The sequence below is a fragment of the Cupriavidus nantongensis genome (assembly GCF_001598055.1).
In the GTDB taxonomy this organism is placed as follows: domain Bacteria; phylum Pseudomonadota; class Gammaproteobacteria; order Burkholderiales; family Burkholderiaceae; genus Cupriavidus; species Cupriavidus nantongensis.
Map to the genome: position 1 here is coordinate 428,737 of NZ_CP014844.1, position 24,637 is coordinate 453,373.

At 68.2% G+C, this 24,637-nt stretch carries 23 protein-coding genes; 22 read left to right on the top strand and 1 reads right to left on the bottom strand.

Annotation, left to right across the window (positions count from 1 at the left end; all coding sequences use genetic code 11):
- Positions 1-5: 5 nt before the first annotated feature.
- Positions 6-1,082, bottom strand: a complete 1,077-nt coding sequence (locus A2G96_RS01900; RefSeq protein ID WP_062796266.1) for an MBL fold metallo-hydrolase — start codon at positions 1,080-1,082, stop codon at positions 6-8.
- A 211-nt stretch (positions 1,083-1,293) separates the two neighbouring features.
- On the opposite strand from A2G96_RS01900, the gene A2G96_RS01905 reads away from it, so the two are divergent.
- The 22 genes from A2G96_RS01905 (at position 1,294) to A2G96_RS02010 (ending at position 24,614) form a co-directional block, all read left to right on the top strand.
- Complete coding sequence (locus A2G96_RS01905; protein ID WP_062796268.1) at positions 1,294-1,734, top strand: MerR family transcriptional regulator; 441 nt, start codon at positions 1,294-1,296, stop codon at positions 1,732-1,734.
- A 124-nt stretch (positions 1,735-1,858) separates the two neighbouring features.
- Positions 1,859-2,335 (top strand): PaaI family thioesterase, encoded by a 477-nt coding sequence (locus tag A2G96_RS01910; protein WP_062796270.1) that lies wholly within the window; start codon positions 1,859-1,861, stop codon positions 2,333-2,335.
- A gap of 75 nt (positions 2,336-2,410) precedes the next feature.
- The gene (locus tag A2G96_RS01915; protein ID WP_062796272.1) at positions 2,411-3,592 is read left to right on the top strand and encodes an isovaleryl-CoA dehydrogenase; all 1,182 of its coding nucleotides are present in this window, start codon (positions 2,411-2,413) and stop codon (positions 3,590-3,592) included.
- Positions 3,593-3,713: 121 nt separating this feature from the next.
- On the top strand, positions 3,714-5,567 hold the full coding sequence (gene aceK, locus A2G96_RS01920; RefSeq protein ID WP_062796274.1) for a bifunctional isocitrate dehydrogenase kinase/phosphatase: 1,854 nt from the start codon (positions 3,714-3,716) through the stop codon (positions 5,565-5,567).
- A complete protein-coding gene (gene can / locus A2G96_RS01925; protein WP_062796276.1) occupies positions 5,564-6,235 on the top strand; it encodes a carbonate dehydratase in 672 nt (223 codons plus the stop codon). Before aceK ends, can begins: the two co-directional genes overlap by 4 nt.
- Before the next feature lie 51 nt (positions 6,236-6,286).
- A complete protein-coding gene (locus tag A2G96_RS01930; RefSeq protein ID WP_062796279.1) occupies positions 6,287-7,465 on the top strand; it encodes an acetyl-CoA C-acetyltransferase in 1,179 nt (392 codons plus the stop codon).
- A 79-nt stretch (positions 7,466-7,544) separates the two neighbouring features.
- Positions 7,545-8,225 carry an SDR family oxidoreductase gene (locus A2G96_RS01935; RefSeq protein ID WP_062796281.1) on the top strand — a complete coding sequence of 227 codons (681 nt, stop codon included), beginning with the start codon at positions 7,545-7,547 and terminating at the stop codon, positions 8,223-8,225.
- A gap of 32 nt (positions 8,226-8,257) precedes the next feature.
- On the top strand, positions 8,258-9,388 hold the full coding sequence (locus A2G96_RS01940) for an acyl-CoA dehydrogenase family protein (protein WP_062796283.1): 1,131 nt from the start codon (positions 8,258-8,260) through the stop codon (positions 9,386-9,388).
- Between the two features lie 110 nt (positions 9,389-9,498).
- The gene (locus A2G96_RS01945) at positions 9,499-10,155 is read left to right on the top strand and encodes a 2-hydroxychromene-2-carboxylate isomerase (RefSeq protein ID WP_012351457.1); all 657 of its coding nucleotides are present in this window, start codon (positions 9,499-9,501) and stop codon (positions 10,153-10,155) included.
- The gene (locus tag A2G96_RS01950) at positions 10,152-10,838 is read left to right on the top strand and encodes an HAD family hydrolase (protein WP_062796285.1); all 687 of its coding nucleotides are present in this window, start codon (positions 10,152-10,154) and stop codon (positions 10,836-10,838) included. Before A2G96_RS01945 ends, A2G96_RS01950 begins: the two co-directional genes overlap by 4 nt.
- A complete protein-coding gene (locus tag A2G96_RS01955; RefSeq protein ID WP_062796287.1) occupies positions 10,835-11,284 on the top strand; it encodes a YchJ family protein in 450 nt (149 codons plus the stop codon). The genes A2G96_RS01950 and A2G96_RS01955 overlap by 4 nt, the downstream gene beginning before the upstream one ends.
- Entirely contained in the window at positions 11,281-11,958 is a 678-nt protein-coding gene (locus A2G96_RS01960) for a glutathione S-transferase family protein (RefSeq protein WP_062796289.1), read from the top strand. Before A2G96_RS01955 ends, A2G96_RS01960 begins: the two co-directional genes overlap by 4 nt.
- Before the next feature lie 64 nt (positions 11,959-12,022).
- Positions 12,023-13,630 (top strand): carboxyl transferase domain-containing protein, encoded by a 1,608-nt coding sequence (locus A2G96_RS01965; RefSeq protein WP_062796291.1) that lies wholly within the window; start codon positions 12,023-12,025, stop codon positions 13,628-13,630.
- 40 nt (positions 13,631-13,670) lie between these two features.
- Positions 13,671-14,567 (top strand): dienelactone hydrolase family protein, encoded by an 897-nt coding sequence (locus A2G96_RS01970; protein WP_062796293.1) that lies wholly within the window; start codon positions 13,671-13,673, stop codon positions 14,565-14,567.
- A gap of 51 nt (positions 14,568-14,618) precedes the next feature.
- A complete protein-coding gene (locus tag A2G96_RS01975; protein ID WP_062796294.1) occupies positions 14,619-15,407 on the top strand; it encodes an enoyl-CoA hydratase/isomerase family protein in 789 nt (262 codons plus the stop codon).
- Positions 15,408-15,846: 439 nt separating this feature from the next.
- A complete protein-coding gene (gene bioA / locus A2G96_RS01980; protein WP_062796297.1) occupies positions 15,847-17,247 on the top strand; it encodes an adenosylmethionine--8-amino-7-oxononanoate transaminase in 1,401 nt (466 codons plus the stop codon).
- A complete protein-coding gene (bioF, locus tag A2G96_RS01985; RefSeq protein WP_062796299.1) occupies positions 17,237-18,451 on the top strand; it encodes an 8-amino-7-oxononanoate synthase in 1,215 nt (404 codons plus the stop codon). Before bioA ends, bioF begins: the two co-directional genes overlap by 11 nt.
- The gene (gene bioD / locus A2G96_RS01990) at positions 18,448-19,203 is read left to right on the top strand and encodes a dethiobiotin synthase (protein ID WP_062796301.1); all 756 of its coding nucleotides are present in this window, start codon (positions 18,448-18,450) and stop codon (positions 19,201-19,203) included. The genes bioF and bioD overlap by 4 nt, the downstream gene beginning before the upstream one ends.
- A gap of 22 nt (positions 19,204-19,225) precedes the next feature.
- Complete coding sequence (gene bioB / locus A2G96_RS01995) at positions 19,226-20,248, top strand: biotin synthase BioB (protein ID WP_062802009.1); 1,023 nt, start codon at positions 19,226-19,228, stop codon at positions 20,246-20,248.
- Positions 20,249-20,329: 81 nt separating this feature from the next.
- Positions 20,330-22,348 (top strand): acetyl/propionyl/methylcrotonyl-CoA carboxylase subunit alpha, encoded by a 2,019-nt coding sequence (locus A2G96_RS02000; RefSeq protein ID WP_062796303.1) that lies wholly within the window; start codon positions 20,330-20,332, stop codon positions 22,346-22,348.
- A gap of 168 nt (positions 22,349-22,516) precedes the next feature.
- Positions 22,517-23,500, top strand: a complete 984-nt coding sequence (locus A2G96_RS02005; RefSeq protein ID WP_082818820.1) for a fimbrial protein — start codon at positions 22,517-22,519, stop codon at positions 23,498-23,500.
- A gap of 172 nt (positions 23,501-23,672) precedes the next feature.
- Entirely contained in the window at positions 23,673-24,614 is a 942-nt protein-coding gene (locus tag A2G96_RS02010) for a 2-hydroxyacid dehydrogenase (RefSeq protein WP_062796309.1), read from the top strand.
- The last annotated feature ends 23 nt before the right edge of the window (positions 24,615-24,637 follow it).

Genomic DNA, 24,637 nt, shown 5'->3' on the forward strand with positions numbered 1-24,637 from the left:
GGCGCTCAGGCGGCCCGGAAACGGATCACGCCGTCATCGCCGGTTTCGCGCACCAGCTCGCCGCGGTGCCACAGGCAGTGCAGGTGGGCCAGCGACTCGCCCATGGCGAAGGTCATCTGGTGGATGTCGAACTGGCGCTTGAAGATCACGCTGACGATGTCGTGCGCGCTGCAGGCTTTCTCGCGGCACGCCTCCAGCGTTTCGGCGAGGCGGTCGGCATGGTGCTCGCGCAGCTGCATGATGCGGGTATGCAGGTTGCGGAACGGGCGGCCGTGCGACGGCAGGATCAGCACGTCCTGCGGCAGCGGTTCGTACTTGCTTAGCGAATCCAGGTAGAGCTGCAGCGAATTGGCCTCGGGCTCCATGTCGAACACGCTGACATTGGTCGAGATGCGCGGCAGCACCATGTCGCCGGAGACCAGCACGTTGGTGGCGGCGTTATACAGCGCCACGTGCTCGGGCGAATGGCCGAAGCCGGTGATCACGCGCCAGCCGGAGGTCGCCGCGTCGGTGCCGATGCGCACCGTGTCGCCTTCCATCAGGCGGCGGTATTGCGTCGGCAGGTCGGGCACCAGCGACGGGTAATAGGTCTTGCGCGCGCGCAGCTTTTCCTGGCTGTCGGCATCGGTCAGGCCATGCAGCGCGAAGTGCGCGGCGGCAGCATCGCCGCCGGCACTCGACCCGGCCCCGGTGCCGCTGCCCATGACCCGCGCGCTCATGTAGTCGCCCAGGCTCATCCACAGCCGCACGTCGAAACGCCGGCACAGCCAGTGCGCCAGGCCGACGTGGTCGGGGTGGCTGTGCGTGACCAGCACGCGCACCACCGGCAGGCCTTCCAGCTCGTTGGCGAAGATGGTTTCCCAGTGCGCCTTGATGGTGTCGTTGGTGATGCCGCAGTCGATGATGGTCCAGCCGTCGCGCCCGTCCAGGCGGTCGCGCAGCAGCCACAGGTTGATATGGTCGAGCGCGAACGGCAGCGGCATGCGCAGCCAGTAGACGCCGGGGGCGACTTCCTGCTTGGTGCCGGGCGCCGGCATGGTGTCGCCGAACGGGTATTGGAGCTGGTGTTCGAGTGCGTTCATGAGGAGTCTCGTGGTCGAAGCCTGGCGGCGGGGCGCGGGCTTTCTCGTTCTGCCGGCACGTCCCCCGATCATGCGCGAGGGGGCGTGCAAGCACCGGTTGCCAGCCGATCTGGTTGACGCTAACGTAAACGTCAACCATACGGGTTCGTTTCCATCTTAAGCGAAAACTTGACTTCGCAACGAACGACCGTTCACTTTCTTTGGTCAGGCCATGTCAGCGACGCCAGCGGCGGCTTCCGCCACCTACACCATTACCGACCTCGCGCGTGAATTCGACGTCACGCCGCGCGCCATCCGCTTCTACGAGGATCAAGGCCTGCTGTCGCCGCAGCGCGAAGGGCCGGGCGGGCGCAAGCGCGTCTACAACGGCCGCGAGCGGACCCGGCTAAAGCTGACGCTGCGCGGCAAGAGGTTGGGGCTTACTCTCAACGAGATCCGCGAGATCCTTGACCTGTATGAATCGCCGCGCGATACCGCGCCGCAACTCGACCGGTTCCTGGTCGCGCTCGCCGCGCACCGCCGCACGCTCGAGCGCCAGATGGAAGACCTGCAGGCGCAACTGGCAGAGATCGACCAGCATGAGCGCCAGTGCAGGGCGTTGCTGGCCGCGCAGGGCGGCGACGATGCGCCCGATCAGACCCATGCCGCCTGAGCGGCACTTGCGCACGCCTCCGTGCGATCCGGCATTGACGTTTACGTAAACGTAAATAGAATAGCCGGACAGCGCGTTGGCCGTGCGCTGTCCGTCCAGACAGGCCATTACACCGGAACCCGCCATGACCGCCTCCCCCGCCCAAGCCGTGCCCGCTGAACCGGAACCGCTGTCCGCCGCGCGGGCCGACGCCATTGCCACCAGTTTCTCGCGCCAGGGGCTGATGCGGACCTTCGGCGCCGAGCTGGCGCGCGTGCAGCGCGGCGAGGTGGAACTGGCCATGCCGTGGTCCGAGGGCGTGACCCAGCAGCACGGCTTCTTCCACGGCGGCGTGGTCGGCGCGCTGGCCGACAGCGCCTGCGGCTATGCCGCGCTGACGCTGGTCGGCGAAGAAGAGGCGGGCCTGACCGCCGAGTACAAGATCAACCTGCTGTCCCCCGCCCACGGCGAACGCCTGGTGGCGGTGGGGCGGGTGCTCAAGCCCGGGCGCACGCTGATCGTGGCGCAGGGCGATGTCTACGTCGAGCAGCAAGGCCGCCGCAAGCCGGTGGCGACCATGCTGATGACGCTGTGCGTGGTCAAGACGCTGGGCCACGTCTGAAGCGATCAATCCGGCAACCCCGGAACTCACCGATACACCGACACACCGACACACCGATTCCTACAGGAGACCATCATGACTGAATTGCCAGGCCTGAAATTCGATCTGGGCGAAGACATCGAAATGCTGCGCGGTGCCGTGCGCGACTGGGCCCAGGCCGAACTGGCCCCGCGCGCGGCCGAGATCGACCGTACCGACCAGTTCCCGATGGACGCCTGGAAGAAGATGGGCGACCTCGGCGTGCTCGGCATCACCGTGGCCGAGGAATACGGCGGCGCCAACATGGGCTACCTGGCCCATATGATCGCGATGGAGGAAATCAGCCGCGCCTCGGCCTCGGTGGGACTGTCATACGGCGCGCATTCGAACCTCTGCGTGAACCAAATCCACCGCAACGGCACGGCCGCGCAGAAGGCCAAGTACCTGCCCAAGCTGGTGTCGGGCGAATGGATCGGCGCGCTGGCGATGAGCGAGCCCAACGCCGGCTCCGACGTGGTCAGCATGAAGCTGCGCGCACAACTGAAGGGCGACCGCTACGTGCTCAACGGCACCAAGATGTGGATCACCAACGGCCCGGACTGCGACGTGCTGGTGGTCTACGCCAAGACCGAGCCCGAGCTGGGCGCGCGCGGCATGACCGCCTTTATCGTCGAGAAGGGCATGAAGGGCTTCTCGGTGGCGCAGAAGCTGGACAAGCTGGGCATGCGCGGCTCGCACACCGGCGAGCTGGTGTTCGAGGACGTGGAAGTGCCGGTCGAGAACATCCTCGGTGCCGAGAACGGCGGCGCCAGGGTGCTGATGAGCGGGCTCGACTATGAGCGCGCGGTGCTGTCCGGCGGCCCGGTCGGCATCATGCAGGCGTGCATGGACGTGGTCACGCCGTATATCCACGACCGCAAGCAGTTCGGCCAGAGCATCGGCGAATTCCAGCTGATCCAGGGCAAGGTGGCCGACATGTACACCACGCTGCAGGCGGCGCGCAGCTACCTGTACACGGTCGGCAAGAACCTCGACGCGCTCGGCAGCGACCACGTGCGCCAGGTGCGCAAGGACTGCGCCGCGGTGATCCTGTACACCGCGGAAAAGGCCACCTGGATGGCGGGCGAGACCGTGCAGATCCTGGGCGGCAACGGCTATATCAACGAGTACCCGGCCGGGCGCCTGTGGCGCGACGCCAAGCTGTACGAGATCGGCGCCGGCACCTCCGAGATCCGCCGCATGCTGATCGGCCGCGAGCTATTCGCGGAAACGATGTAACCGTGCGCGGGGACGCCGGAATCACCTCCGGCGTCCCCGGACATCCGCAGCCCTTGCCCGGAACCCATTTACAATCTCATTACCTGTCGCAAGACCGTCACGCAGTCGTCCCCGTCGACCCATGTCCCACTTCCCCAAACTGCTCTCCTCGCAGATTGCCTACGATGTGGCGAGAACGATGCTCGATGGGTTCGACAAGCACTACCGCCTGTTCCGCGAGGTCAGCCACCAGGCCAAGCTGAAGTTCGAGGCCGGCGACTGGCACGGGCTGCAGCAGATCCAGCGCGACCGCATCGCGTTCTACAACGAGCGCGTGCGCGAATCCAGCGTGATCCTGGAAGACGAGTACGACGCCGAGAACATCGAGGACGAGATCTGGCAGCAGATCAAGCTGCACTACATCGGGCTGCTGACCAACCACCACCAGCCCGAGCTGGCCGAGACCTTTTTCAACTCGGTGTGCACGCGCATCCTGCACCGCTCGTACTTCAACAACGACTTTATCTTCGTGCGCCCGGCGATCTCGACCGAGTACATCGAGAACGAGGAATCGCCGACGCGCCCGACCTTCCGCGCCTACTACCCGGGCAGCCGCGAGGGCATGGCCGCGTGCTTCGAGCGCATCGTCCACAACTTCCAGCTCGAGCGCCCGTTCGAGGACCTGCAGCGCGACATCGGCTACGTGGTGCGCGCCGTCGGCGAGCATTTCGGCGACCTGCGCATCGCGCCGAATTTCCAGATCCATACGCTGTCGTCGCTGTTCTTCCGCAACAAGGCGGCCTTTATCATCGGCCGCATCGTCAACGGCGACCGCACCTTCCCGCTGGCGATCCCGATCCTGCACGGGCCCTCGGGCAAGCTGGTGCTCGACGCCGTGCTGCTGAAGAAGGAACAGCTGCTGATCCTGTTTTCGTTCACGCACTCCTACTTCATGGTCGACATGGAGATCCCGTCGGCCTACGTGACCTTCCTGCGCGACATCATGCCGCGCAAGCCGCGCGCGGAAATCTATACCTCGCTGGGCTTGCAGAAGCAGGGCAAGAACCTGTTCTACCGCGACTTCCTGCACCACCTGCAGCATTCGTCGGACAAGTTCATCGTCGCGCCCGGCATCCGCGGGCTGGTGATGCTGGTGTTCACGCTGCCGTCGTACCCGTACGTGTTCAAGGTGATCCGCGATGTGTTCCCGGCGCCCAAGGAAACCACGCGCGAGCTGGTCAAGTCGAAGTACCAGCTGGTCAAGCAGCACGACCGCGTCGGCCGCATGGCCGATACGCTCGAATACTCCGACGTGGCCTTCCCGCTGTCGCGCTTCGACGATGCGCTGGTGCGCGAGTTCGAGCAGCATGCGCCATCGATGATCGAATACCAGCGCGCCAAGGACGGCGGCGAAGAGATCGTGGTGCGCCACGTCTATATCGAGCGCCGCATGACGCCGCTGAACATCTACCTGCAGGAGGGCTCCGACGCGCAGGTCGAGCACGGCGTGATCGAATACGGCAACGCGATCAAGGAGCTGATCGCGGCGAACATCTTCCCGGGCGACATGCTGTACAAGAACTTCGGCGTCACGCGCCACGGGCGCGTGGTGTTCTACGACTACGACGAGATCGAGTACCTGACCGACTGCAACATCCGCCACGTGCCGCAGCCGCGCAACGAGGAAGAGGAGATGTCGGGCGAAGTCTGGTACACCGTGCGTCCGCACGACATCTTTCCCGAGACCTTCCGCACCTTCCTGCTGGGCGATCCGCGCGTAGGCGCGGCGTTCCTGCGGCACCATGCGGATTTTTTTGACCCTGCCATGTGGCAGAGCCACAAGGACCGGCTGCTGGCCGGACATGTCCATGACTTTTTTGCCTATCACGCTTCAGAGCGATTCATCCACCGCTACGGCGCCGAGCCGTCCGTCGACCAACCCGGCCCACCGCCCCACCCACAGCCCGCTGCCGGCCCTGCAAGGAGAGTCGCATGAATGACGCCATTGCCCAGCTGTTCCGCAACAACCGCGAGTGGGTCGACCGCGTCAATGCGGAAGATCCGGCCTTCTTCACCCGCCTGGCCAACCAGCAGGCGCCGGAGTACCTGTGGATCGGCTGCTCCGATTCGCGCGTGCCGGCCAACCAGATCCTGGGGCTGGCCCCGGGCGAGGTGTTCGTCCACCGCAATATCGCCAACGTGATCGCGCACAGCGACCTGAACGCGCTGTCGGTGATCCAGTTCGCGGTCGAAGTGCTCAAGGTGCGCCATATCACCGTGGTCGGCCACTATGGCTGCGGCGGCGTCAAGGTCGCGCTCAAGCGCGAGCGCATCGGCCTGGCCGACAACTGGCTGCGCCATGTGCGCGACGTGGCCGACAAGCATGAGTCCTACCTCGGCACCATCCTGCGCGAGGAAGACGCGCATACCAGGCTGTGCGAGCTCAACGTGATCGAGCAGGTCAACAACGTCTGCCAGACCACCGTGATCCAGGACGCCTGGGCCCGCGGCCAGGAGATCACCGTGCACGGCTGGATCTACGGCGTGTCCGACGGCCTGCTGCGCGACCTCGGCATGGCCGCCAGCAACAACGACGAGCTGCACGAGCAGCTGGCCGCGGCCTACCGCCAGTACGGCGAGCCGCCGCAGGCGTCGATCCGCTGAAGCTTTACCCGACACCACTGAACGCCTAGCTACCGATCCAGGAGACCCGACATGGAAGAGATCGTCATCGTTTCAGCCGCCCGCACGCCGATGGCTGCGTTCCAGGGCGAATTCGCCAACGTCACCGCGCCGCAGCTCGGCGCCGTGGCCATCCGCGCCGCGGTCGAGCGCGGCGGGCTCAAGCCCGAGCAGGTAGAGGAAGTGGTGTTCGGCTGCGTGCTGCCCGCCGGCCAGGGCCAGGCCCCGGCACGGCAGGCCGCGCTCGGCGCGGGCCTGCCGCTGGGCACGGGCTGCACCACGGTCAACAAGATGTGCGGCTCGGGCATGCGCGCGGCCATGACCGTCTATGACGGCCTGGTCGCCGGTTCGTTCGACATTGCCGTCGCCGGCGGCATGGAGAGCATGACCAATGCGCCGTACCTGATCCCGAAGGGCCGCGGCGGCTACCGCATCGGCCACGGCATGATCTACGACCACATGATGCTGGACGGCCTGGAAGACGCATACGACAAGGGCCGCGCCATGGGCACCTTCGGCGAGGACTGCGCGGCCAAGTACGGCTTCACGCGCCAGCAGCAGGACGAGTTCGCGATCGAAAGCGTGCGCCGCGCGCAGCAGGCCACCGAGAACGGCGACTTCCGCTGGGAGATCGCGCCGGTGACGGTGTCGGGCAAGGGCGGCGACACCGTGATCGACACCGACGAAGGCCCGCGCCGCATCAAGCTCGACAAGATCCCGTCGCTCAAGCCGGCGTTTGCCAAGGACGGCACCATCACCGCGGCCTCGTCGTCGTCGATCAACGACGGCGCCGCGGCGCTGGTGATGATGCGCGCCTCGACCGCGAAGGCGCTGGGCCTGCAGCCGATCGCGCGCATGCTGGGCCACACCACCCATGCGCAGGCACCGGGCTGGTTCACCACCGCGCCGGTCGAGGCCATCGCCAAGCTGTACCGCAAGCTCGACTGGAACACCGACAGCGTCGACCTGTTCGAGATCAACGAGGCCTTCGCCGTGGTGCCGATGGCGGCGATGAACGACCTCAAGATCCCGCGCGACAAGGTCAATATCCACGGCGGCGCCTGCGCGCTGGGCCACCCGATCGGCGCCTCGGGCGCACGCATCATGACCACGCTGATCGGCGCGCTGCGCAAGACCGGCGGCAAGCGGGGCGTGGCAAGCCTGTGTATCGGCGGCGGCGAGGCGACGGCGGTGGGGATCGAGATCCTGTAACGCGACCCGTTCCCGCTTTGTTTGCTCGCCTCTCCCATAAATGGGAGAGGGAAGCGAAACCAGAAAAAGGAGGCCCACCTTGCCAACCGCCCTCATCCTCGGTGCCTCGCGCGGCATCGGCCTTGAATTCGTGCGCCAGTACCGTGCCGACGGCTGGCGCGTCATCGCGGCGGCGCGCACGCCCGAAGGCGTCGGTGCGCTGGAGGCGCTCGGCGCCGAGGCGCACCAGGCCGACCTGTCCGATGCCGGCGCGGTCGCGGGCCTGGGCTGGAAGCTCGATGGCGAGGCGCTCGACGTGGCGGTCTACAACGCCGGCGTGATGGGGCCGCGCACCGAGAGCGCGCAGCCGGTCACGCCGCCGGAGTTCGACCGTGTCATGCATGTCAACGTGCTGGGCCCGATGATGGCGCTGCCGTTGCTGCTGCCCTATGTCGAGGCCGGGCAGTCCGGCCATGGCGGCGTGCTGGCGGTGCTGTCGTCGCGCATGGGCAGCATCGGCGCGATGGAGCACAGCACCAGCTGGCTGTACCGCGTCAGCAAGGCGGGCGCCAACGCGGCGCTGCGCGCGGTGGCGCTGGATGCGCGCCATGCCACCTGCGTCGCGCTGCATCCGGGCTGGGTCAAGACCGACATGGGCGGCCAGGAAGCCGACCTGACCGTGCAGCAGAGCGTCAAGGGCATGCGCCAGGTGCTGGCCAGCGTCAAGCGCCGCGACAACGGCACCTTCCACAACTACGACGGCACGCCCATCCCCTGGTAAGGGCGCCCGCGCACTTCTATCACCGAACCGACATGCTGCTGACCCCCGAACAGGAAATGATCCGCGACGCCGTGCGCCAGTTCGCGCAGGAAGTGATCGCGCCGCAGGCCGCGCAGTGGGACCGCGACAAGACCTTCCCCAAGGATGTGCATCGCGAGCTGGCGGCGCTGGGCGCGTATGGCGTGGCGGTGCCGGAGCAGTATGGCGGCGCCGGCCTCGATTACCTGTCGCTGGCGCTGATCCTGGAAGAGATTGCGGCCGGCGACGGCGGCACTTCCACCGTCATCAGCGTCAACAACTGCCCGGTGTGCAGCATGCTGATGTCGTTCGCGAGCGAGGCGCAGAAGCAGCAGTGGCTGGTGCCGCTGGCGCGCGGCGAGATGCTGGGCGCGTTCTGCCTGACCGAGCCGCACGTCGGTTCCGATGCCTCGGCGCTGCGCACCACGGCGGTCCGCGACGGCGACCATTACGTGCTCAACGGCGTCAAGCAGTTCATCACCAGCGGGCAGAACGCCGACGTCGCGATCGTGCTGGCGGTAACCGACAAGGCCGCCGGCAAGCGCGGCATCAGCGCCTTCATCGTGCCGACCTCGACCCCGGGCTACGTGGTGGCGCGGCTCGAGGACAAGCTCGGCCAGCATTCGTCGGACACCGCGCAGATCCTGTTCGAGGACTGCCGCGTGCCGGCCGCCAACCTGCTCGGCGACGAGGGCGGCGGCTACAAGATGGCGCTGTCGGGGCTGGAGGGAGGCCGCATCGGCATTGCCTCGCAGAGCATCGGCATGGCGCGCGCCGCGTTTGAAGCGGCGCTTGCGTATGCGAAGGAACGCGAGAGTTTCGGCCAGCCGCTGTTCCAGCACCAGGCGGTGCAGTTCCGCCTGGCCGAGATGGCCACGCGCATCGACGTCGCGCGCCAGATGGTGTGGCACGCCGCCGCGCTGCGCGATGCCGGGCGCCCGTGCCTGAAGGAGGCGGCGATGGCCAAGCTGTTCGCCAGCGAGATGGCCGAGCGCGTCTGTTCCGATGCGATCCAGGTGTTCGGCGGCTACGGCTACGTCAGCGACTTCCCGGTCGAGCGCATCTACCGCGACGTGCGCGTGTGCCAGATCTACGAGGGCACCAGCGACATCCAGAAGATCCTGATCGCGCGCGCGCTGGCCTAGCGCCGCCATTTGCGCGTACGATGAGCGGGCGTGCCGCGCCGGCGTCACGTCTTTGTGCAACCCACGTCTTCCGCAACCGGACCTGCAACCACAAGAATAGGGCCCCCGACATGACCGCAGCGATCGACTTCTACTTCGATTTCTCTTCGCCGTACGGCTATTTCGCCAGCACCCGTATCGACGACCTGGCGCAGAAGTACGGGCGCAACGTCGCCTGGCATCCGATCCTGCTGGGGGTGGTGTTCAAGACCACCGGCGCGTCGCCGCTGCCGCAGCTGCCGCTCAAGGGCGACTACAGCTGGCGCGACTTCGAGCGCACCGCGCGCTTCCACGGCATCGAATACAAGCGCCCCACGCATTTCCCGCTGCCGACCACGCATGCCGCGCGCGCCATGCTGTGGCTGCAGAACCATCACGGCGACGACCTGGCCGCGGCCTTCGCCCGCTCGGTGTATCGCGCGCTGTTCGTCGACGACATCAACATTGCCGAACCGGCCGAGATCATGAAGCTGGCCGAGCCGCTGGGCGTGGACGTGCAGGCGCTCGACGCCGGAGCCACCAGCTACCAGATCAAGGACCAGCTCAAGGCCGAGATCGAGGTGGCGATGGCCAAGGGCGTGTTCGGCTCGCCCTTCGTCATCGTCGACGGCGAGCCGTTCTGGGGCTTCGACCGCTTCGACCAGATCGAGGCCCACCTGAAGAGCCGCCGCCAGACCGAACTCAGGGCCGTGCCAAACCCCGACACCAAGGAAAAGAAACCCGCATGACTGCAGCAACCCCTGGCCATTCCGGCCGCTTCGATTGTGTGATCTTCGATTGCGACGGCGTGCTCGTCGACAGCGAGCCCATCGTCAACCGCGTGCTCAACCAGATGCTGAACGAGCTCGGCATCGAGATCTCGCTGGAAGACTCGACGCGCCTGTTCCTGGGCCGCGCGGTGCGCGAAGAACTGGACATGATCGAACGCATGCGCGGCGCGCCGCTGCCCGAGAACTGGCTGTCGACGTGGCTGGCGCGCCGCAATGCGGTGCTGGAAGAAGAGGTCGCGGCGGTGGCGCATGTGCGCGACGCCATCCGCGCGGTCGCCGCCACCGGCATGCCGGTGTGCGTGGCGTCGGGCGCGGACCGTGTCAAGGTCAAGCTGCAGCTGACCAAGACCGGGCTGGTCGAGCTGTTCCAGCAGGATGAACGCGAACATATCTTCTCGGCCACCGAAGTGGCGCGCAGCAAGCCGGCGCCGGACGTGTACCTGCTGGCCGCGCGCACCATGGGCGTCGAGCCCGCGCGCTGCGCCGTGGTCGAAGACAGCCCGACCGGCGTGACCGCGGGCGTGGCGGCCGGCATGACGGTGTTCGGCTACGCCGCGCGCAACGATGCCGCGCAGCTGCGCGAGGCCGGTGCGCGCATCATCTTCACCGATATGCGCGAGCTGCCGGAGCTGGTGGGATGACGGGCGCAAGGGCGGCCAAGGCCCCGCAGCGCCTGCCCAAGGCCGGCCCGGTGCCGTGCCCTTGCGGCAGCGCTGACTATGACGCCTGCTGCGGCCGCTTTCACCGCGGCGAGGCGCTGCCGCCCAATGCCGAGGCGCTGATGCGCTCGCGCTACAGCGCCTATGTGCTGAACGACATCGACTGGCTGCGCCAGACCTGGCATGCGTCCACCTGCCCGGCCGACCTGGTACCCGACACCGCAACGCGCTGGCTCGGCCTGGCGGTCAAGGCGCATGCACAGCAGGACGACACGCATGCCGAAGTGGAATTCGTGGCGCGCTACAAGGTAGGCGGGCGCGCCTGGCGGCTGCATGAGCGCAGCCGCTTTGTCTGCGAGGCGCGCGCCCCGGGCGAGGCGCCGCGCTGGCTTTATGTGGATGGCGACATCATCGGGGAGACACCATGAGCACCGACAAGCAGAACGAGCCCGAGTACCTGCTGTATTGCTTTGCCCAGTCCGGCAACGCCTACAAGGTGGCGCAGCTGCTGGAAACCGTCGGCGTGCAGCGCGGCCAGCAGTTGTGGCGGGCCCGCTTTGTCGATTTCTTCAACGGCGAGACCCGCACCCCGGAATACCGCGCGATCAACGTGATGGGCGAGGTGCCGGTGCTGGAGTTCGGCGGCCAGCGCCTGTCGCAGTCCGGCGCCATCCTCGAGACGCTGGCCGCGCGCCTGGATGCGTACGGCCCGCGCAACGAAGCCGAGCGCGCCGAGGTGCTGCGCTGGCTGCTGTTCGACAACCACAAGTTCACCTCGTACACCGCCACCTACCGCTTCATGCGCACCTTCGCCAGGTCGCCCGATCCGGCCGTGCTGGAGTTCTTCCGCGCGCGCTGCGAAGGTGCGTGGAACGTGCTCAACGCACACCTGGCCGGACGCGACTTCGTGCTGGGCGAGCGCGCCACCATCGCCGACTTCTCGCTGGCGGGCTACGTCTTCTTCGATGACGAGATCGGCGTGCACTGGCGCAAGGAATATCCGCATATCCACGCGTGGACCGAGCGCTTCCGCGCCTTGCCGGGCTGGAAGCATCCCTACGAGCTGATGCCCGGGCATCCGTTGCCGAAGGCAGCCGGCTGAGTCCGGCCGCCACGGCACGGCATCAGGCGGCCCCCAACCTTATCTGCCAGCAAGAGACTCCCAGATGCCCACGCTCGAAACCAGACTGAACGCCCGCTCCGAATCCTTCAAGGCCAATGCCGAGGCCATGCGCGCGCTGGTGGCCGACCTGAAGGCCAAGATCGCCAGACTGGCCGAAGGCGGCGGCGCCGACGCGCGCGCCAAGCATTTGTCGCGCGGCAAGCTGCTGCCGCGCGAGCGCGTGCAGCAGCTGCTCGATCCCGGCACGCCGTTCCTGGAGCTGTCGCAGCTGGCCGCGTACGGCATGTACGACGATGCCGCGCCCGGCGCCGGCATCATCACCGGCATCGGCCGCGTCGCCGGGCAGGAATGCGTGATCGTCTGCAACGACGCCACCGTCAAGGGCGGCACGTATTACCCGATGACGGTCAAGAAGCATGTGCGCGCGCAGGAGATCGCCGAGGAGAACCACCTGCCGTGCATCTACCTGGTCGACTCGGGCGGCGCCAACCTGCCCAACCAGGACGAGGTCTTCCCCGACCGCGACCACTTCGGCCGCATCTTCTACAACCAGGCCAACCTGTCCAAGCGCGGCATCCCGCAGATCGCGGTGGTGATGGGCTCGTGCACCGCGGGCGGCGCCTACGTGCCGGCGATGAGCGACGAGTCGATCATCGTCAAGAACCAGGGCACCATCTTCCTGGGCGGCCCGCCGCTGGTGAAGGCCGCCACCGGCGAGGAAGTCAGCGCGGAAGACCTGGGCGGCGCCGATGTGCATACGCGCCTGTCCGGCGTGGCCGACTACTTCGCGCAGAACGACCACCATGCGCTGAGCCTGGCGCGCAATATCGTGCAGCACCTGAACCGGCGCAAGCCGGACCAGATCCGGCTGCACGAGCCGGTCGAGCCGCTGTACCCGGTGGAAGAACTGTATGGCGTGATCCCGACCGACACGCGCAAGCCGTACGACGTGCGCGAGGTCATCGCACGCCTGGTCGACGGCTCCGAGTTCGACGAGTTCAAGGCGCGCTACGGCACCACGCTGGTCTGCGGCTTCGCGCGCATCTGGGGCTATCCGGTCGGCATCGTCGCCAACAACGGCATCCTGTTCTCGGAGTCGGCGCTGAAGGGCGCGCACTTTATCGAGCTGTGCTGCCAGCGCAAGATCCCGCTGGTGTTCCTGCAGAACATCACCGGCTTCATGGTCGGGCGCAAGTACGAGAACGAGGGCATCGCGCGCAACGGCGCCAAGATGGTGACGGCGGTGGCGACCGCGCAGGTGCCGAAGTTCACGGTGATCATCGGCGGCTCGTTCGGCGCGGGCAACTACGGCATGTGCGGGCGCGCGTATTCGCCGCGCTTCCTGTGGATGTGGCCGAACGCGCGCATCTCGGTGATGGGCGGCGAGCAGGCCGCGAGCGTGCTGGCGACGGTGCGCCGCGATGGCATCGAAGCGAAGGGCGGCCAGTGGAGCGCGCAGGAAGAGGATGCCTTCAAGCAGCCGATCCGCGACCAGTACGAGCACCAGGGCCACCCGTACTACGCCAGCGCGCGGCTGTGGGACGACGGCGTGATCGACCCCGCGCAGACGCGCACGGTGCTGGGGCTGGGCCTGTCGGCCAGCCTCAACGCGCCGATCGACGAGATGAAGTTCGGCGTGTTCCGCATGTAAGCATGTCAATCTGCGCCGACCTGATACTGCCTGACCGCTGATGCGCCGCACCGCCCGCCTGATTCGCCGCCTTGCCCTGGCCACGGTGCTTGCCGTGCTGGCACCGCTGTGCGGCCATGCGCAGATGGCGGACGGCAACGGCCAGTCGGCCGCGCGCGTGCGCTTCCAGGAGCAGGTGGTGATGCTGCCCAAGGCCGCGATCCCGTCGCGCATCGACCTGGAGGCGACGGTGTTCAAGCCGGCCGGCGCCGGGCCGTTCCCGCTGGTGGTGATCAACCACGGCAAGGCGCCGGGCCGGCCAGGCATGCAGGGCCGTGCGCGCTTTCCGGCGCAGAGCGTGGAGTTCCTGCGCCGCGGCTACGTGGTGGTGCTGCCGATGCGGCAGGGCTTCGCGCGCTCGGGCGGCGCCTATATCGGCGGCAGCTGCGACATCGAGACCAACGGCATGATGCAGGCCGATGACGTCGTCGCCACGCTCGACTACATGGCCACGCAGCCCTATGTCGACATGGACCGCATCGTCGTGATCGGCCAGTCGCACGGCGGGCTGACCACCATGGCGTTCAGCACCATCTCCTATCCCGGCGTGCGCGGCGTGGTCAACTTTGCCGGCGGGCTGCGCAACCTGAACTGCCCCGACTGGGAGGAGCGCCTGGTCGATGCCTTCGCCGCCTACGGCAGCGTGGCGCGCTACCCCTCGCTGTGGTTCTATGGCGAGAACGACAGCTACTGGCCGGTGCCGTTGCCCGGCCGCATGTTCAACGCCTTCAAGGCGCGCGCCAGCGGGCCGGCGGCGCAGGCCCGGCTGGTCGACGTGGGCGAGTTCGGCGCCGACTCGCACCGCCTGTTCAGCGCGCGCGAAGGCATTCCGGTGTGGCTGCCGGAGGTGGGCGAGTTCTTCCGCTCGCTGGGGCTGCCCTTCGATCCGGGCACCTGAACCGCATCATCCTATCCCTTATTTCCGCCATATCCGCCAACGGAGCGAACCATGGAATTCACTGCCCTGACCGTCAATATCGCCAACCACGTCGCCACCGTCACGCTGAACCGGCCCGACGTGCGCAACGCCTTCAACGAGACCGTGATCGCCGAGCTGACCGGCGCCTTCCGCGCGCTGGGCGACATGGACGAGGTGCGCGCCATCGTGCTGGCCGGCAACGGCCCGGCCTTCTGCGCCGGCGCCGACCTGAACTGGATGAAGAAGATGGCGGGCTACTCCGACGACCAGAACCGAGCCGATGCGCTGACGCTGGCGCAGATGCTGCACACGATCTGGTCATGCCCGCGCCCGGTGATCGCGCGCATCCAGGGCGACACTTATGCCGGTGGCATGGGCCTGGTGGCCGCGTGCGATATCGCGGTCGCGGCCGAGCATGCGCATTTCTGCCTGTCCGAGGCACGCCTGGGGCTGCTGCCCGCCACCATCAGCCCGTACGTGATCCGCGCCATGGGCGAGCAGGCCGCGCGCCGCTACTTCATCACCGCCGAGCGCTTCGACGCGGCCGAGGCGCTGCGACTGGGCCTGCTGCATGCGGTGGTGCCGGCCGAGGCGCTCGACGCCAAGGTCGCCGAACTGACCGCTGCGCTGGTCGCCAACAGCCCCAACGCCGTGCGCGAGAGCAAGCGGCTGGTGCAGGACATCGCCGGACGCGCGATCGACAACGACCTGCTGGCCGATACGGCCGACCGCATCGCCAAGATCCGCGCGTCGGAAGAGGGGCGGGAAGGGGTGAAGTCGTTCCTGGAGAAGCGCACGCCGTCGTGGCGCCCGGCTTGATCGTGGCTCATCAGCTGCGCTGGTTTGCTCCCCTCTCCCGCGCGCGGGAGAGGGGCCGGGGGTGAGGGCCGGCGCGTGCAATAGCGACGGCCTTCACTTCGTTGAGGCTCAGGGCCCTCACCCCAACCCTCTCCCGCAAGCGGGAGAGGGAGTACACAAGCGGGAGTTTGGAACGCTCGCGGCATGCGAGAGCGCGACGCATGAAATAAAGACTGGGCGCGACTGCGTGGAGATGGCAGCACGCTAGCCACAAGCGCAGGGCTTCTTGCATGCAACGTTCGGTAATTCCCGCCAAAGCTCTGCTAACGGGAAAAATCCAGCGACATTGCCAAGCCGCGGAAGTCCTCCCTACCATGACCCTCCCAATCCGTCCGCCACCATCGCGCCGACCGGTCCCGCCGGCGGCGCCAGCGCGGACGGCCAACCAAGGAGGGCTATCTTGGACCACCTGTCCCTATCCCCAGGCGGCGCTGCACCTGGCCTCGGCCAGCGCAGCCGCGCCGCCGTCTGGCATCCGTGCACGCGCCTGCGTCCGGACGATGACGCCGTGCCGCTGGCGATCGTGCGCGGCGAAGGCCCGTGGCTGCACGATGCCGACGGCCAGCGCTACTTCGACGCCGCCAGTTCCTGGTGGGTCAACCTGTTCGGCCATGCCAACCCGCGCATCAATGCCGCGCTGGCGCGCCAGATGGAGACGCTCGAGCACGTGATGCTGGCGGGCTGCACGCACGCGCCCGCGGTCGAGCTGGCCGAGCGGCTGTCGGTGCTGACCGGCGGCGCGCTCGGCAATGTCTTCTACGCCTCGGACGGCGCCTCGGCGGTCGAGATCGCGCTGAAGATGAGCTTCCACTACTGGCGCAACACCGGCCTGCCGGCCAAGCGCGAGTTCGTCTGCCTGCGCCACGGCTACCACGGCGAAACCGTGGGCGCGCTCGCCGTCACCGACGTGGAGATCTTCCGCGATGCCTACGATGCGCTGATCCGCCGCGCCCATGTGGTGATGTCGCCCGATGCGCGGCAGGCCCGGCGCGGCGAGTCCGCCGCCGGCGTGGCCGCGCGCGCGCTGGCGGAACTGGAGGCGCTGCTGCGCGAGCGCGCCGGCGCCATTGCCGCGCTGATCGTCGAGCCGCTGGTGCAGGGCGCCGCCGGCATGGCAATGCATGACCCGTCTTACCTCGACGGCGTGCGCGCGCTGTGCGACCGCTACCGCGTGCACCTGATCGCCGACGAGATCGCGGTGGGATGCGGGCGCACCGGCACCTTCTTCGCGTGGGAACAGTCGCGCGGCACCGAGGCGCCGTTGCCGGCGCATGACTGGCCCGATTTCCTGTGCCTGTCCAAGGGCATCAGCGGCGGCTACCTGCCGCTGTCGCTGGTGCTGTCGCGCCCGGAAATCCAGCGCGCCTTTGTCGCCGACGAGCTCGCGCGCAGCTTCCTGCATTCGCATTCGTACACCGGCAACCCGCTCGCCTGCCGCGCGGCGCTGGCGACGCTGGACCTGTTCGAGCAGGACGATGTGCTGGCGCGCAACCGCGAGCGCGCGCAATGGCTGGCCGACGGCATGGCCGCTCTTGCCGCTGACACGCGCGTGCAGCACGTGCGCCAGCGTGGCCTGATCTGGGCCGCGGACGTGCGCGACGACGTTGCCGGCGTCGACTTCGCCGCGCGTTTCCACTATGCCGCGCGCGCGCGCGAGCTGCTGGTGCGCCCGATCGGCAATACGCTCTACGTGATGCCGCCCTACGTCTTCGACGCCGCACAGGCGCGCTGGCTGGGCCAACGGATGCTGGCCACGCTCGATGATGTGACCGCAGGCAAGGAGGTGCGCGATGCTGCTTGAACAACTGAAGCAGGCCACCGAACAGCGCCACGCGCTGGCGCTGACGCGCCGCCGCCGCACCGCGCACACCGCGTGCGCGCCGCACCAGGCCGTGGGCGAGGACGGTAGCGAGGCGGCATCGCTGCTGACCTTCTGCAGCAACGACTACCTCGGGCTGGCCAACCATCCGCAAGTGATCGCCGCGCTGGTCGAAGGCGCGCAGCGCTATGGCGCCGGCAGCGGTGCCTCGCACCTGGTCAGCGGCCATTCGCTCGCGCACGCGCGGCTGGAAGCCGAACTGGCACGCTGGTTCGCGCCGTATATCGCGCAGGCGCGCACGCTGTACTTCTGCACCGGCTACATGGCCAACATGGCCGTGCTGACCGCGCTCGGCACCGCCGGCGCGACGCTGTTCTGCGAGTCGCTCAACCATGCCTCACTGATCGACGGTGCGCGGCTGGCGCGTGCCGAGGTGCAGCGCTACCCGCATTGCGACACCGCGGCGCTGGAAGCGCTGCTCGCGGCCAGCACCAGCGCGCGCAAGCTGATCGTCACCGACAGCGTGTTCAGCATGGACGGCAACGTCGCGCCGCTGCGCCAGCTGCTGGCGCTGGCCGAGCGCCATGAGGCGTGGATCGTCGTCGACGATGCCCATGGCTTCGGCGTGCTCGGCGAGCATGGGCACGGGGTGCTGGAAGCGCTTGGACTGTCGTCCGAACGCTTGATCTATATCGGCACGCTCGGCAAGGCGGCCGGCGTCGCGGGTGCCTTCGTCGCCGCGCACGCGACCATCGTCGAGCATCTGGTCAACACCGCGCGGCCGTATATCTACACCACGGCCGCGCCGCCTGCGGTCGCGCATGCGCTGCTGGCAAGCCTGGCCATCATCGAAGGTGAAGAGGGCAGGCAGCGCCGCGCACAACTGGCGCGCTGCATCGCGCTGCTGCGCGAAGGCCTGGCCCGGCTGGCCGCGATCGCGGGCTGGATCCTGGGCGACAGCCAGACCGCGGTGCAGCCGCTGATCGTCGGTGACAACGGCGCCGCGCTGGCGCTGTCGGCCACGCTGGAGGCCAATGGCATCCGCGTCGGCGCGATCCGTCCGCCGACCGTGCCTGAAGGCACGGCAAGGCTGCGCATCACGCTGTCGGCGGCGCACACCGAGGCCGATGTGCGCCGCCTGCTCGATGCGCTGGGCGCCGCGGTGGCGCAGCGGGAGGCCGCATGAACGCGTACGCTTCCGCCTCTCTCGCGGCTCCCTTTGCCTGCTTCGTCACCGGCACCGATACCGGCATCGGCAAGACCCACGCCAGCGCCACGCTGCTGCATGCGCTCCATGGCGCCGGCTACCGCACCGCGGGCATGAAGCCGGTGGCCAGCGGCAGCGAATGGCGCGACGGCCACTGGCACAACGACGACGTGGCGCAGTTGCGCGCCGCCAGTTCGGTCGCGGTGCCGCTGGGCCAGACCTGCCCGTTCCTGCTGCGCACGCCGTGCTCGCCGCACCTGGCGGCTGCTCAGGAAGGCGTGCGTATCACGCGCGCGCCGATCCGCGCTGCCTTCGACGCGCTGCGCCGCCAGGCCGATGCCGTGGTGGTCGAGGGCGTGGGCGGCTTCAACGTGCCACTCGACGCCGGTGCGGTGCGCTGGAACACCGCCGACCTTGCCGTGATGCTTAGCGTGCCGGTGGTGATGGTGGTCGGCATCCGGCTCGGCTGCCTGAACCACGCCGTGCTGACCGCCGAAGCCATCCGCGCGCGCGGCCTGCCGCTGGCCGGCTGGATCGCCAACCGGGTCGACCCGGACATGCTGCTGGCCGACGAGAACATCGCCACGCTGCACGCATCGCTCGACGCGCCGTGCCTGGGCGAGCTGCCCTGGCAGCTGGCGCCCGCCGCCGCCGCCGGCCGGCTCGAGCTTGCGCCGCTGCTGGCCGCCGCCACCCGCTACCAGGCCGAGGCCGCCGGCCTGGCTGCCTGACAACAACAAGATCTCATTGACCATGACCCAAGCCCATACCGTTACCACCATCTCCGCCGAATCGCTGCGCCAGACCGCGCGCCAGCATGCCTTGCCCGACGATGCCAAATGGCGCGTCGATGACGTCGCCGCGCTGTTCGCGCTGCCGTTCAACGACCTGCTGTTCCGCGCCCAGCAGGTGCACCGCGAACACTTCGATGCCAACACCGTGCAGCTGTCGACGCTGCTGTCGATCAAGACCGGCGGCTGCGAGGAGGACTGCGGCTACTGCCCGCAGAGCGCGCACCACGACGCCGGCGTCAAGGCCGAGAAGCTGATGGCGCTGGACGAAGTGCTGGACGCCGCGCGCGCGGCCAAGGCCAATGGCGCTACGCGCTTCTGCATGGGCGCCGCCTGGCGCAGCCCCAAGGACCGCCACCTCGAGCCGGTGATGGACATGGTGCGCGAAGTCAAGGCGATGGGGCTGGAGACCTGCGTCACGCTGGGCATGCTCAAGGCCGAGCAGGCGCAGCAACTGAAGGAAGCAGGCCTGGACTATTACAACCATAACCTCGACACCTCGCCTGAGTTCTACGGCAAGATCATCACCACGCGCACCTACCAGGACCGGCTCGACACCATCGGCCACGTGCGCGACGCCGGCATCAACGTGTGCTGCGGCGGCATCGTCGGCATGGGCGAGTCGCGCGAGGCGCGCGCGGGCCTGATCGCGCAGCTGGCCAATATGGACCCGTACCCGGAGTCGGTGCCCATCAACAACCTGGTCCAGGTCGAGGGCACGCCGCTGGCCGGCACCGAGGCGCTGGACCCGTTCGAGTTCGTCCGCACCATCGCGGTGGCGCGCATCACCATGCCGCAAGCGATGGTGCGGCTGTCGGCCGGCCGCGAGGCCATGGATGAAGCGCTGCAGGCGCTGTGCTTCATGGCCGGCGCCAATTCGATCTTCTACGGCGAAAAGCTGCTGACCACCGGCAACCCGCAGGCCGACCGCGACCGCGCGCTGCTGGCCCGCCTCGACATCCGCGCCGAGGGCTACGCGGGGTAACCCGGATCAACGCCGCAGGAAAGTGCCCGCTGGACCGCGCGCCGCCGTAATATCCCGGTTAGGGGATAACAAGGAGGGCGCATGTTCAACAAGATCCTGATCGCCAACCGCGGTGAAATCGCCTGCCGCGTGGCCGCCACCTGCCGCCGGCTGGGCATCCGCACCGTCGCGGTGTATTCCGACGCCGACGCCGAGGCGCGCCACGTTGCCTTCTGCGACGAGGCCGTGCATATCGGCGGTGCCGCCGCGCGCGACAGCTACCTGCGCGCCGACCATATCATCGAGATGGCGAAGGAGACCGGCGCCCAGGCGATCCACCCGGGCTACGGCTTCCTGTCCGAGAACGAAGCCTTTGCCGAGGCCTGCGCCGCGGCCGGGCTGGTCTTTATCGGCCCGCCGGCGTCGGCGATCCACGCGATGGGCAGCAAGAGCGCGGCCAAGCAGCTGATGGAAAAGGCGTCGGTGCCGCTGGTGCCGGGCTACCACGGCGAGGACCAGGACCCGGCGCTGCTGCGGCGCGAGGCCGACCGCATCGGCTATCCGGTGTTGCTGAAGGCCAGCGCGGGCGGCGGCGGCAAGGGCATGCGCGTGGTCGAGTCCGGCGACGGTTTCGAGGCCGCGCTGGCATCGGTCAAGCGCGAGGCCAGCGCCAGCTTCGGCGACGACAAGGTGCTGGTCGAGAAGTACCTGACGCGTCCGCGCCATATCGAGATCCAGGTGTTTGCCGACACCCACGGCAACTGCGTCTACCTGTTCGAGCGCGACTGCTCGGTGCAGCGCCGGCACCAGAAGGTGCTCGAGGAAGCGCCGGCGCCCGGCATGACCGAGGAACGCCGCCGCGCCATGGGCGAGGCGGCAGTGGCCGCGGCAAAAGCCGTCGGCTACGTGGGCGCCGGCACGGTCGAGTTCATCGCCAATCAAGACGGCTCGTTCTACTTCATGGAGATGAACACGCGCCTGCAAGTCGAACATCCGGTGACCGAGATGATCACCGGTCAGGACCTGGTCGAATGGCAGCTGCGCGTCGCCGCCGGCGAGCCGCTGCCGCTGACGCAGCAGCAGCTGCGCATCGACGGCCATGCGCTGGAGGCGCGCATCTACGCCGAGAACCCCGACAAGCAGTTCCTGCCGTCCACCGGCACGCTGCGCTTCCTGCGCACGCCGCCGGCGGTGCAGTTCATGCGCGGCGAGGATTCCCATGGCCCGGCCGGCGTGCGCATCGATGCCGGCGTGCGCGAAGGCGACACCATCAGCCCGTTCTACGACCCGATGATCGCCAAGCTGATCGTCTGGGGCAAGGACCGCGACGAGGCGCTGGCGCGCATGCGCCAGGCGCTGGCGGCGTACCACGTGGTGGGGTTGTCGACCAACGTGGCCTTCCTGCAGCGGCTGGTGAAGTCCGAGGCGTTCCGCACCGCCGATCTCGACACCGGGCTGATCGAGCGCAACGAGGCGGTCCTGTTTCCGCCGCCCGCGCCGGTCGGCATGGAGCTGATCGCGCTGGCGGTGGCGGCGCTGCTGGATCGCGAGGCGCGCGAACTGCGCATCGATGCCGCCGATCCGCACTCGCCGTGGACCCACGCCGGGGCCTGGCGGCTGAACGGCGGCGTGTCGCGCACGCTTCGCTTCGGCTACGGCGAGCAGGTGCTCGACGTAAAGCTGGACCGCAATGCGCGCGGCGCCACGCTGATCTACGCCGACCAGGCCGCGCCGTTTGCCTATACCTGCCAGGCCGACGATCTCCGCGTCAACCTCGGCACGCGGCGCACCCACGGACAGGTGCATGCCGATGGCGATACCTTCCACGTCTTCTATGCCGGGCGGCATGTGAGCCTGGCGTGGCTCGACCCGCTCGCCCACGCGGGAGAAACCGAGGGCGAAGGCGGCAAGCTGACCGCGCCGATGCCGGGCAAGGTCATCGCCGTAATGGTCGAAGCCGGCAGCACGGTCACGCGCGGCACGCCGCTGCTGGTCATGGAGGCGATGAAGATGGAGCACACCATCAGCGCACCGGCCGATGGCGTGGTCAGCGAAATCCTGTACGGCGTGGGCGAACAGGTGGCGGAAGGCGCGCAGCTGCTGGCATTTGCGGGGAAATAGGGCGACGGCTACGGGACCCGGCGCCATGGCGCCGGGCCCGTAAGCGGCGGAGCGTGCGAGGGATCGCGGGTATGACGTTTCCTGCGGAGATCGGGATACGTCCTACGCTGGCGCTTGACGCGTCGTGACTAGAATGGCGGACCTTCAGCCTGTCACGCCGACTTCCCCATGCTACGCACGCTTTGCCGGATCCTCCTCTGGACCTTGCTGACTACTGGCATCGCTGGCACCGCTGGCACCGCCGGAGCCGCGTGTACCGGCACCGGCGTCAGTTCGACCATGGCGTTGCCGGCCGGCCTTACCATTGCGCGGGACCAGCCCGACGGCAGCATCCTGTTCGACACCGGCTGGGTCGGCACCAATTCCGCGTACGTCACATGCGACCCCCTCGAAACATGGAGCTATGGCTACGCCCTGCCGATGACGCCGGCGGCCGGCGTGGGTGTCTATGAAACCGGCGTCGCCGGCATCGGCATCCGGACCGCGTGGTCGAACACGCTCAGCGTGCAGCCGGCCGACATCACCCAGGCCATGGTGCAGAACTGGCCGCGTGCGCAGCAGACGCTGCCGAACTTCCGCGGCGCCTATCTCCCACCGGCGCTGTATCGCGTCCAGCTGATCAAGACCGGACCGATTGCGCCGGGCGTGATCGCGTTCCAGAATCCCACCGCAACCTCCATGTACGGCGGCATCGTCGCCACCTCGACCAACTTCACCAGTACGCAGGTCAATATCCGGACCGCAGGTTGCCGCGTCACCAACAGCAATATCATCGTCGAGCTGCCGACCACCAGCCTGCAGAGCTTCAGTGCCGTCGGTTCGACGCAAGGGGCGACCCAGTTCAGCATTCCGCTGGTCTGCGATGCCGGCATCAGCATTGCCTACGAGCTGGACGGGACGGCCGACGCATCGAATGCCCCCGGCGTGCTGGCAAACCAGGCCGGCAGCGGCATGGCCACCGGCGTCGGGGTACAGGTGCTGCAAGGCAAGACGCCGGTAACGCTGAATGCGGTGTCGTCTCCGTACGTGCGGACCACCAGCGACAACGAGGCCGTCAGCATTCCGATGACCGCACGGTATTTCAAGACCAGCCCGGTCGTGACCAGCGGCCGCGTAAGTGCCATCGCCACGCTAAACATGAACTACCAGTAGCGCCCCGCGCGCCGCCTGGCGCGCCTCACAAGCCCGCGCGAGCCGCGGGAACGAAGGAAATGCCCTGCCAGCCGCGGGGCTTTTTCCATTGGCGGCGCGCCCGCCATCCGCCCCCGCGGCGCATTCCTCTGCCAAAATAGCCCTTTGAACCACCAGAGTCGCTGGAGACATCATGAAGTTGCAGTTGTACGTTCCGGATGGCCGTTACGAGCCCTGGATCGAAGGTTTCGCCCAGGCGCTGCCGGAAGCCACCTGCGTGACCTGGGACGACAGCCGCGGCCAGGCCGTCGATTACGCCGTGGTGTGGCGCCCGCCGGTCGAGATGCTGCGTGGCCGCACCGACCTGAAGGCGGTGTTCAACCTCGGTGCCGGCGTCGACGGCATCCTGCGCCTGCGCGACGAAGATCCGCAGGCACTGCCGGCCGGCGTGCCGATCGTGCGGCTCGACGACGCCGGCATGGCGGCGCAGATGGCCGAATACGTCACCTCGGCCGTGCTGCGCTATTTCCGCCGGCTGGACGATTACGCCGCCCAGGCGCAGGCGGGCAAGTGGAAATTCCTCAAGCCGCACCGCCGCGAGGACTTCACCATCGGCGTGATGGGCATCGGCACGCTGGGCACGCATATCGCGCGCACGCTGGCCGGCTTCGGCTTCCCGGTGCGTGGCTGGAGCCGCACCGCGCGCGCGGTCGAGGGCGTGGTGGGATTCCACGGCGATGCCGGCCGCACGCCGTTCCTGGACGGCCTGCGCGTGCTGGTCAATGTGCTGCCGCTGACGCCGCAGACCGAGAACATCCTGAACGGCGAACTGTTCGGCAAGCTGGCGCAGGGCGCCTACGTGATCAATGTCGCGCGCGGCCAGCACCTGGTCGAAGCCGACCTGCTCGCGGCGGTGCAGGCCGGCCAGGTCGCGGGCGCGACGCTTGACGTGTTCCGCACCGAGCCGCTGCCGGCGGATCACCCGTTCTGGCAGGAGCCGCGCATCACCATTACCCCGCATATCTCGGCGCTGACGCTGCGCGAGGACAGCATCGCCCAGATCGCCGGCAAGATCCGCGCACTGCGCGCCGGCCAGCCGATCGCGGGCGTGGTCGACCTGCAGCGCGGCTATTGATTACCGAACGAGCCAACCAAATC

Bases quoted from the DNA above. Each gene is read 5' to 3' on its own strand.
- A2G96_RS01915 (WP_062796272.1), top strand. From the start codon at position 2,411: ATGACTGAATTGCCAGGCCTGAAATTCGATCTGGGCGAAGACATCGAA.
- A2G96_RS01970 (WP_062796293.1), top strand. From the start codon at position 13,671: ATGCGCCGCACCGCCCGCCTGATTCGCCGCCTTGCCCTGGCCACGGTG.
- A2G96_RS01900 (WP_062796266.1), bottom strand. From the start codon at position 1,082: ATGAACGCACTCGAACACCAGCTCCAATACCCGTTCGGCGACACCATG.
- A2G96_RS01955 (WP_062796287.1), top strand. From the start codon at position 10,835: ATGACGGGCGCAAGGGCGGCCAAGGCCCCGCAGCGCCTGCCCAAGGCC.
- A2G96_RS01965 (WP_062796291.1), top strand. From the start codon at position 12,023: ATGCCCACGCTCGAAACCAGACTGAACGCCCGCTCCGAATCCTTCAAG.
- A2G96_RS02000 (WP_062796303.1), top strand. From the start codon at position 20,330: ATGTTCAACAAGATCCTGATCGCCAACCGCGGTGAAATCGCCTGCCGC.
- bioD (WP_062796301.1), top strand. From the start codon at position 18,448: ATGAACGCGTACGCTTCCGCCTCTCTCGCGGCTCCCTTTGCCTGCTTC.
- bioB (WP_062802009.1), top strand. From the start codon at position 19,226: ATGACCCAAGCCCATACCGTTACCACCATCTCCGCCGAATCGCTGCGC.
- A2G96_RS01950 (WP_062796285.1), top strand. From the start codon at position 10,152: ATGACTGCAGCAACCCCTGGCCATTCCGGCCGCTTCGATTGTGTGATC.
- can (WP_062796276.1), top strand. From the start codon at position 5,564: ATGAATGACGCCATTGCCCAGCTGTTCCGCAACAACCGCGAGTGGGTC.
- A2G96_RS01910 (WP_062796270.1), top strand. From the start codon at position 1,859: ATGACCGCCTCCCCCGCCCAAGCCGTGCCCGCTGAACCGGAACCGCTG.
- A2G96_RS01975 (WP_062796294.1), top strand. From the start codon at position 14,619: ATGGAATTCACTGCCCTGACCGTCAATATCGCCAACCACGTCGCCACC.
- A2G96_RS02005 (WP_082818820.1), top strand. From the start codon at position 22,517: ATGCTACGCACGCTTTGCCGGATCCTCCTCTGGACCTTGCTGACTACT.
- A2G96_RS01945 (WP_012351457.1), top strand. From the start codon at position 9,499: ATGACCGCAGCGATCGACTTCTACTTCGATTTCTCTTCGCCGTACGGC.
- A2G96_RS01905 (WP_062796268.1), top strand. From the start codon at position 1,294: ATGTCAGCGACGCCAGCGGCGGCTTCCGCCACCTACACCATTACCGAC.
- A2G96_RS01940 (WP_062796283.1), top strand. From the start codon at position 8,258: ATGCTGCTGACCCCCGAACAGGAAATGATCCGCGACGCCGTGCGCCAG.
- bioF (WP_062796299.1), top strand. From the start codon at position 17,237: ATGCTGCTTGAACAACTGAAGCAGGCCACCGAACAGCGCCACGCGCTG.
- A2G96_RS01930 (WP_062796279.1), top strand. From the start codon at position 6,287: ATGGAAGAGATCGTCATCGTTTCAGCCGCCCGCACGCCGATGGCTGCG.
- A2G96_RS01960 (WP_062796289.1), top strand. From the start codon at position 11,281: ATGAGCACCGACAAGCAGAACGAGCCCGAGTACCTGCTGTATTGCTTT.
- aceK (WP_062796274.1), top strand. From the start codon at position 3,714: ATGTCCCACTTCCCCAAACTGCTCTCCTCGCAGATTGCCTACGATGTG.
- A2G96_RS02010 (WP_062796309.1), top strand. From the start codon at position 23,673: ATGAAGTTGCAGTTGTACGTTCCGGATGGCCGTTACGAGCCCTGGATC.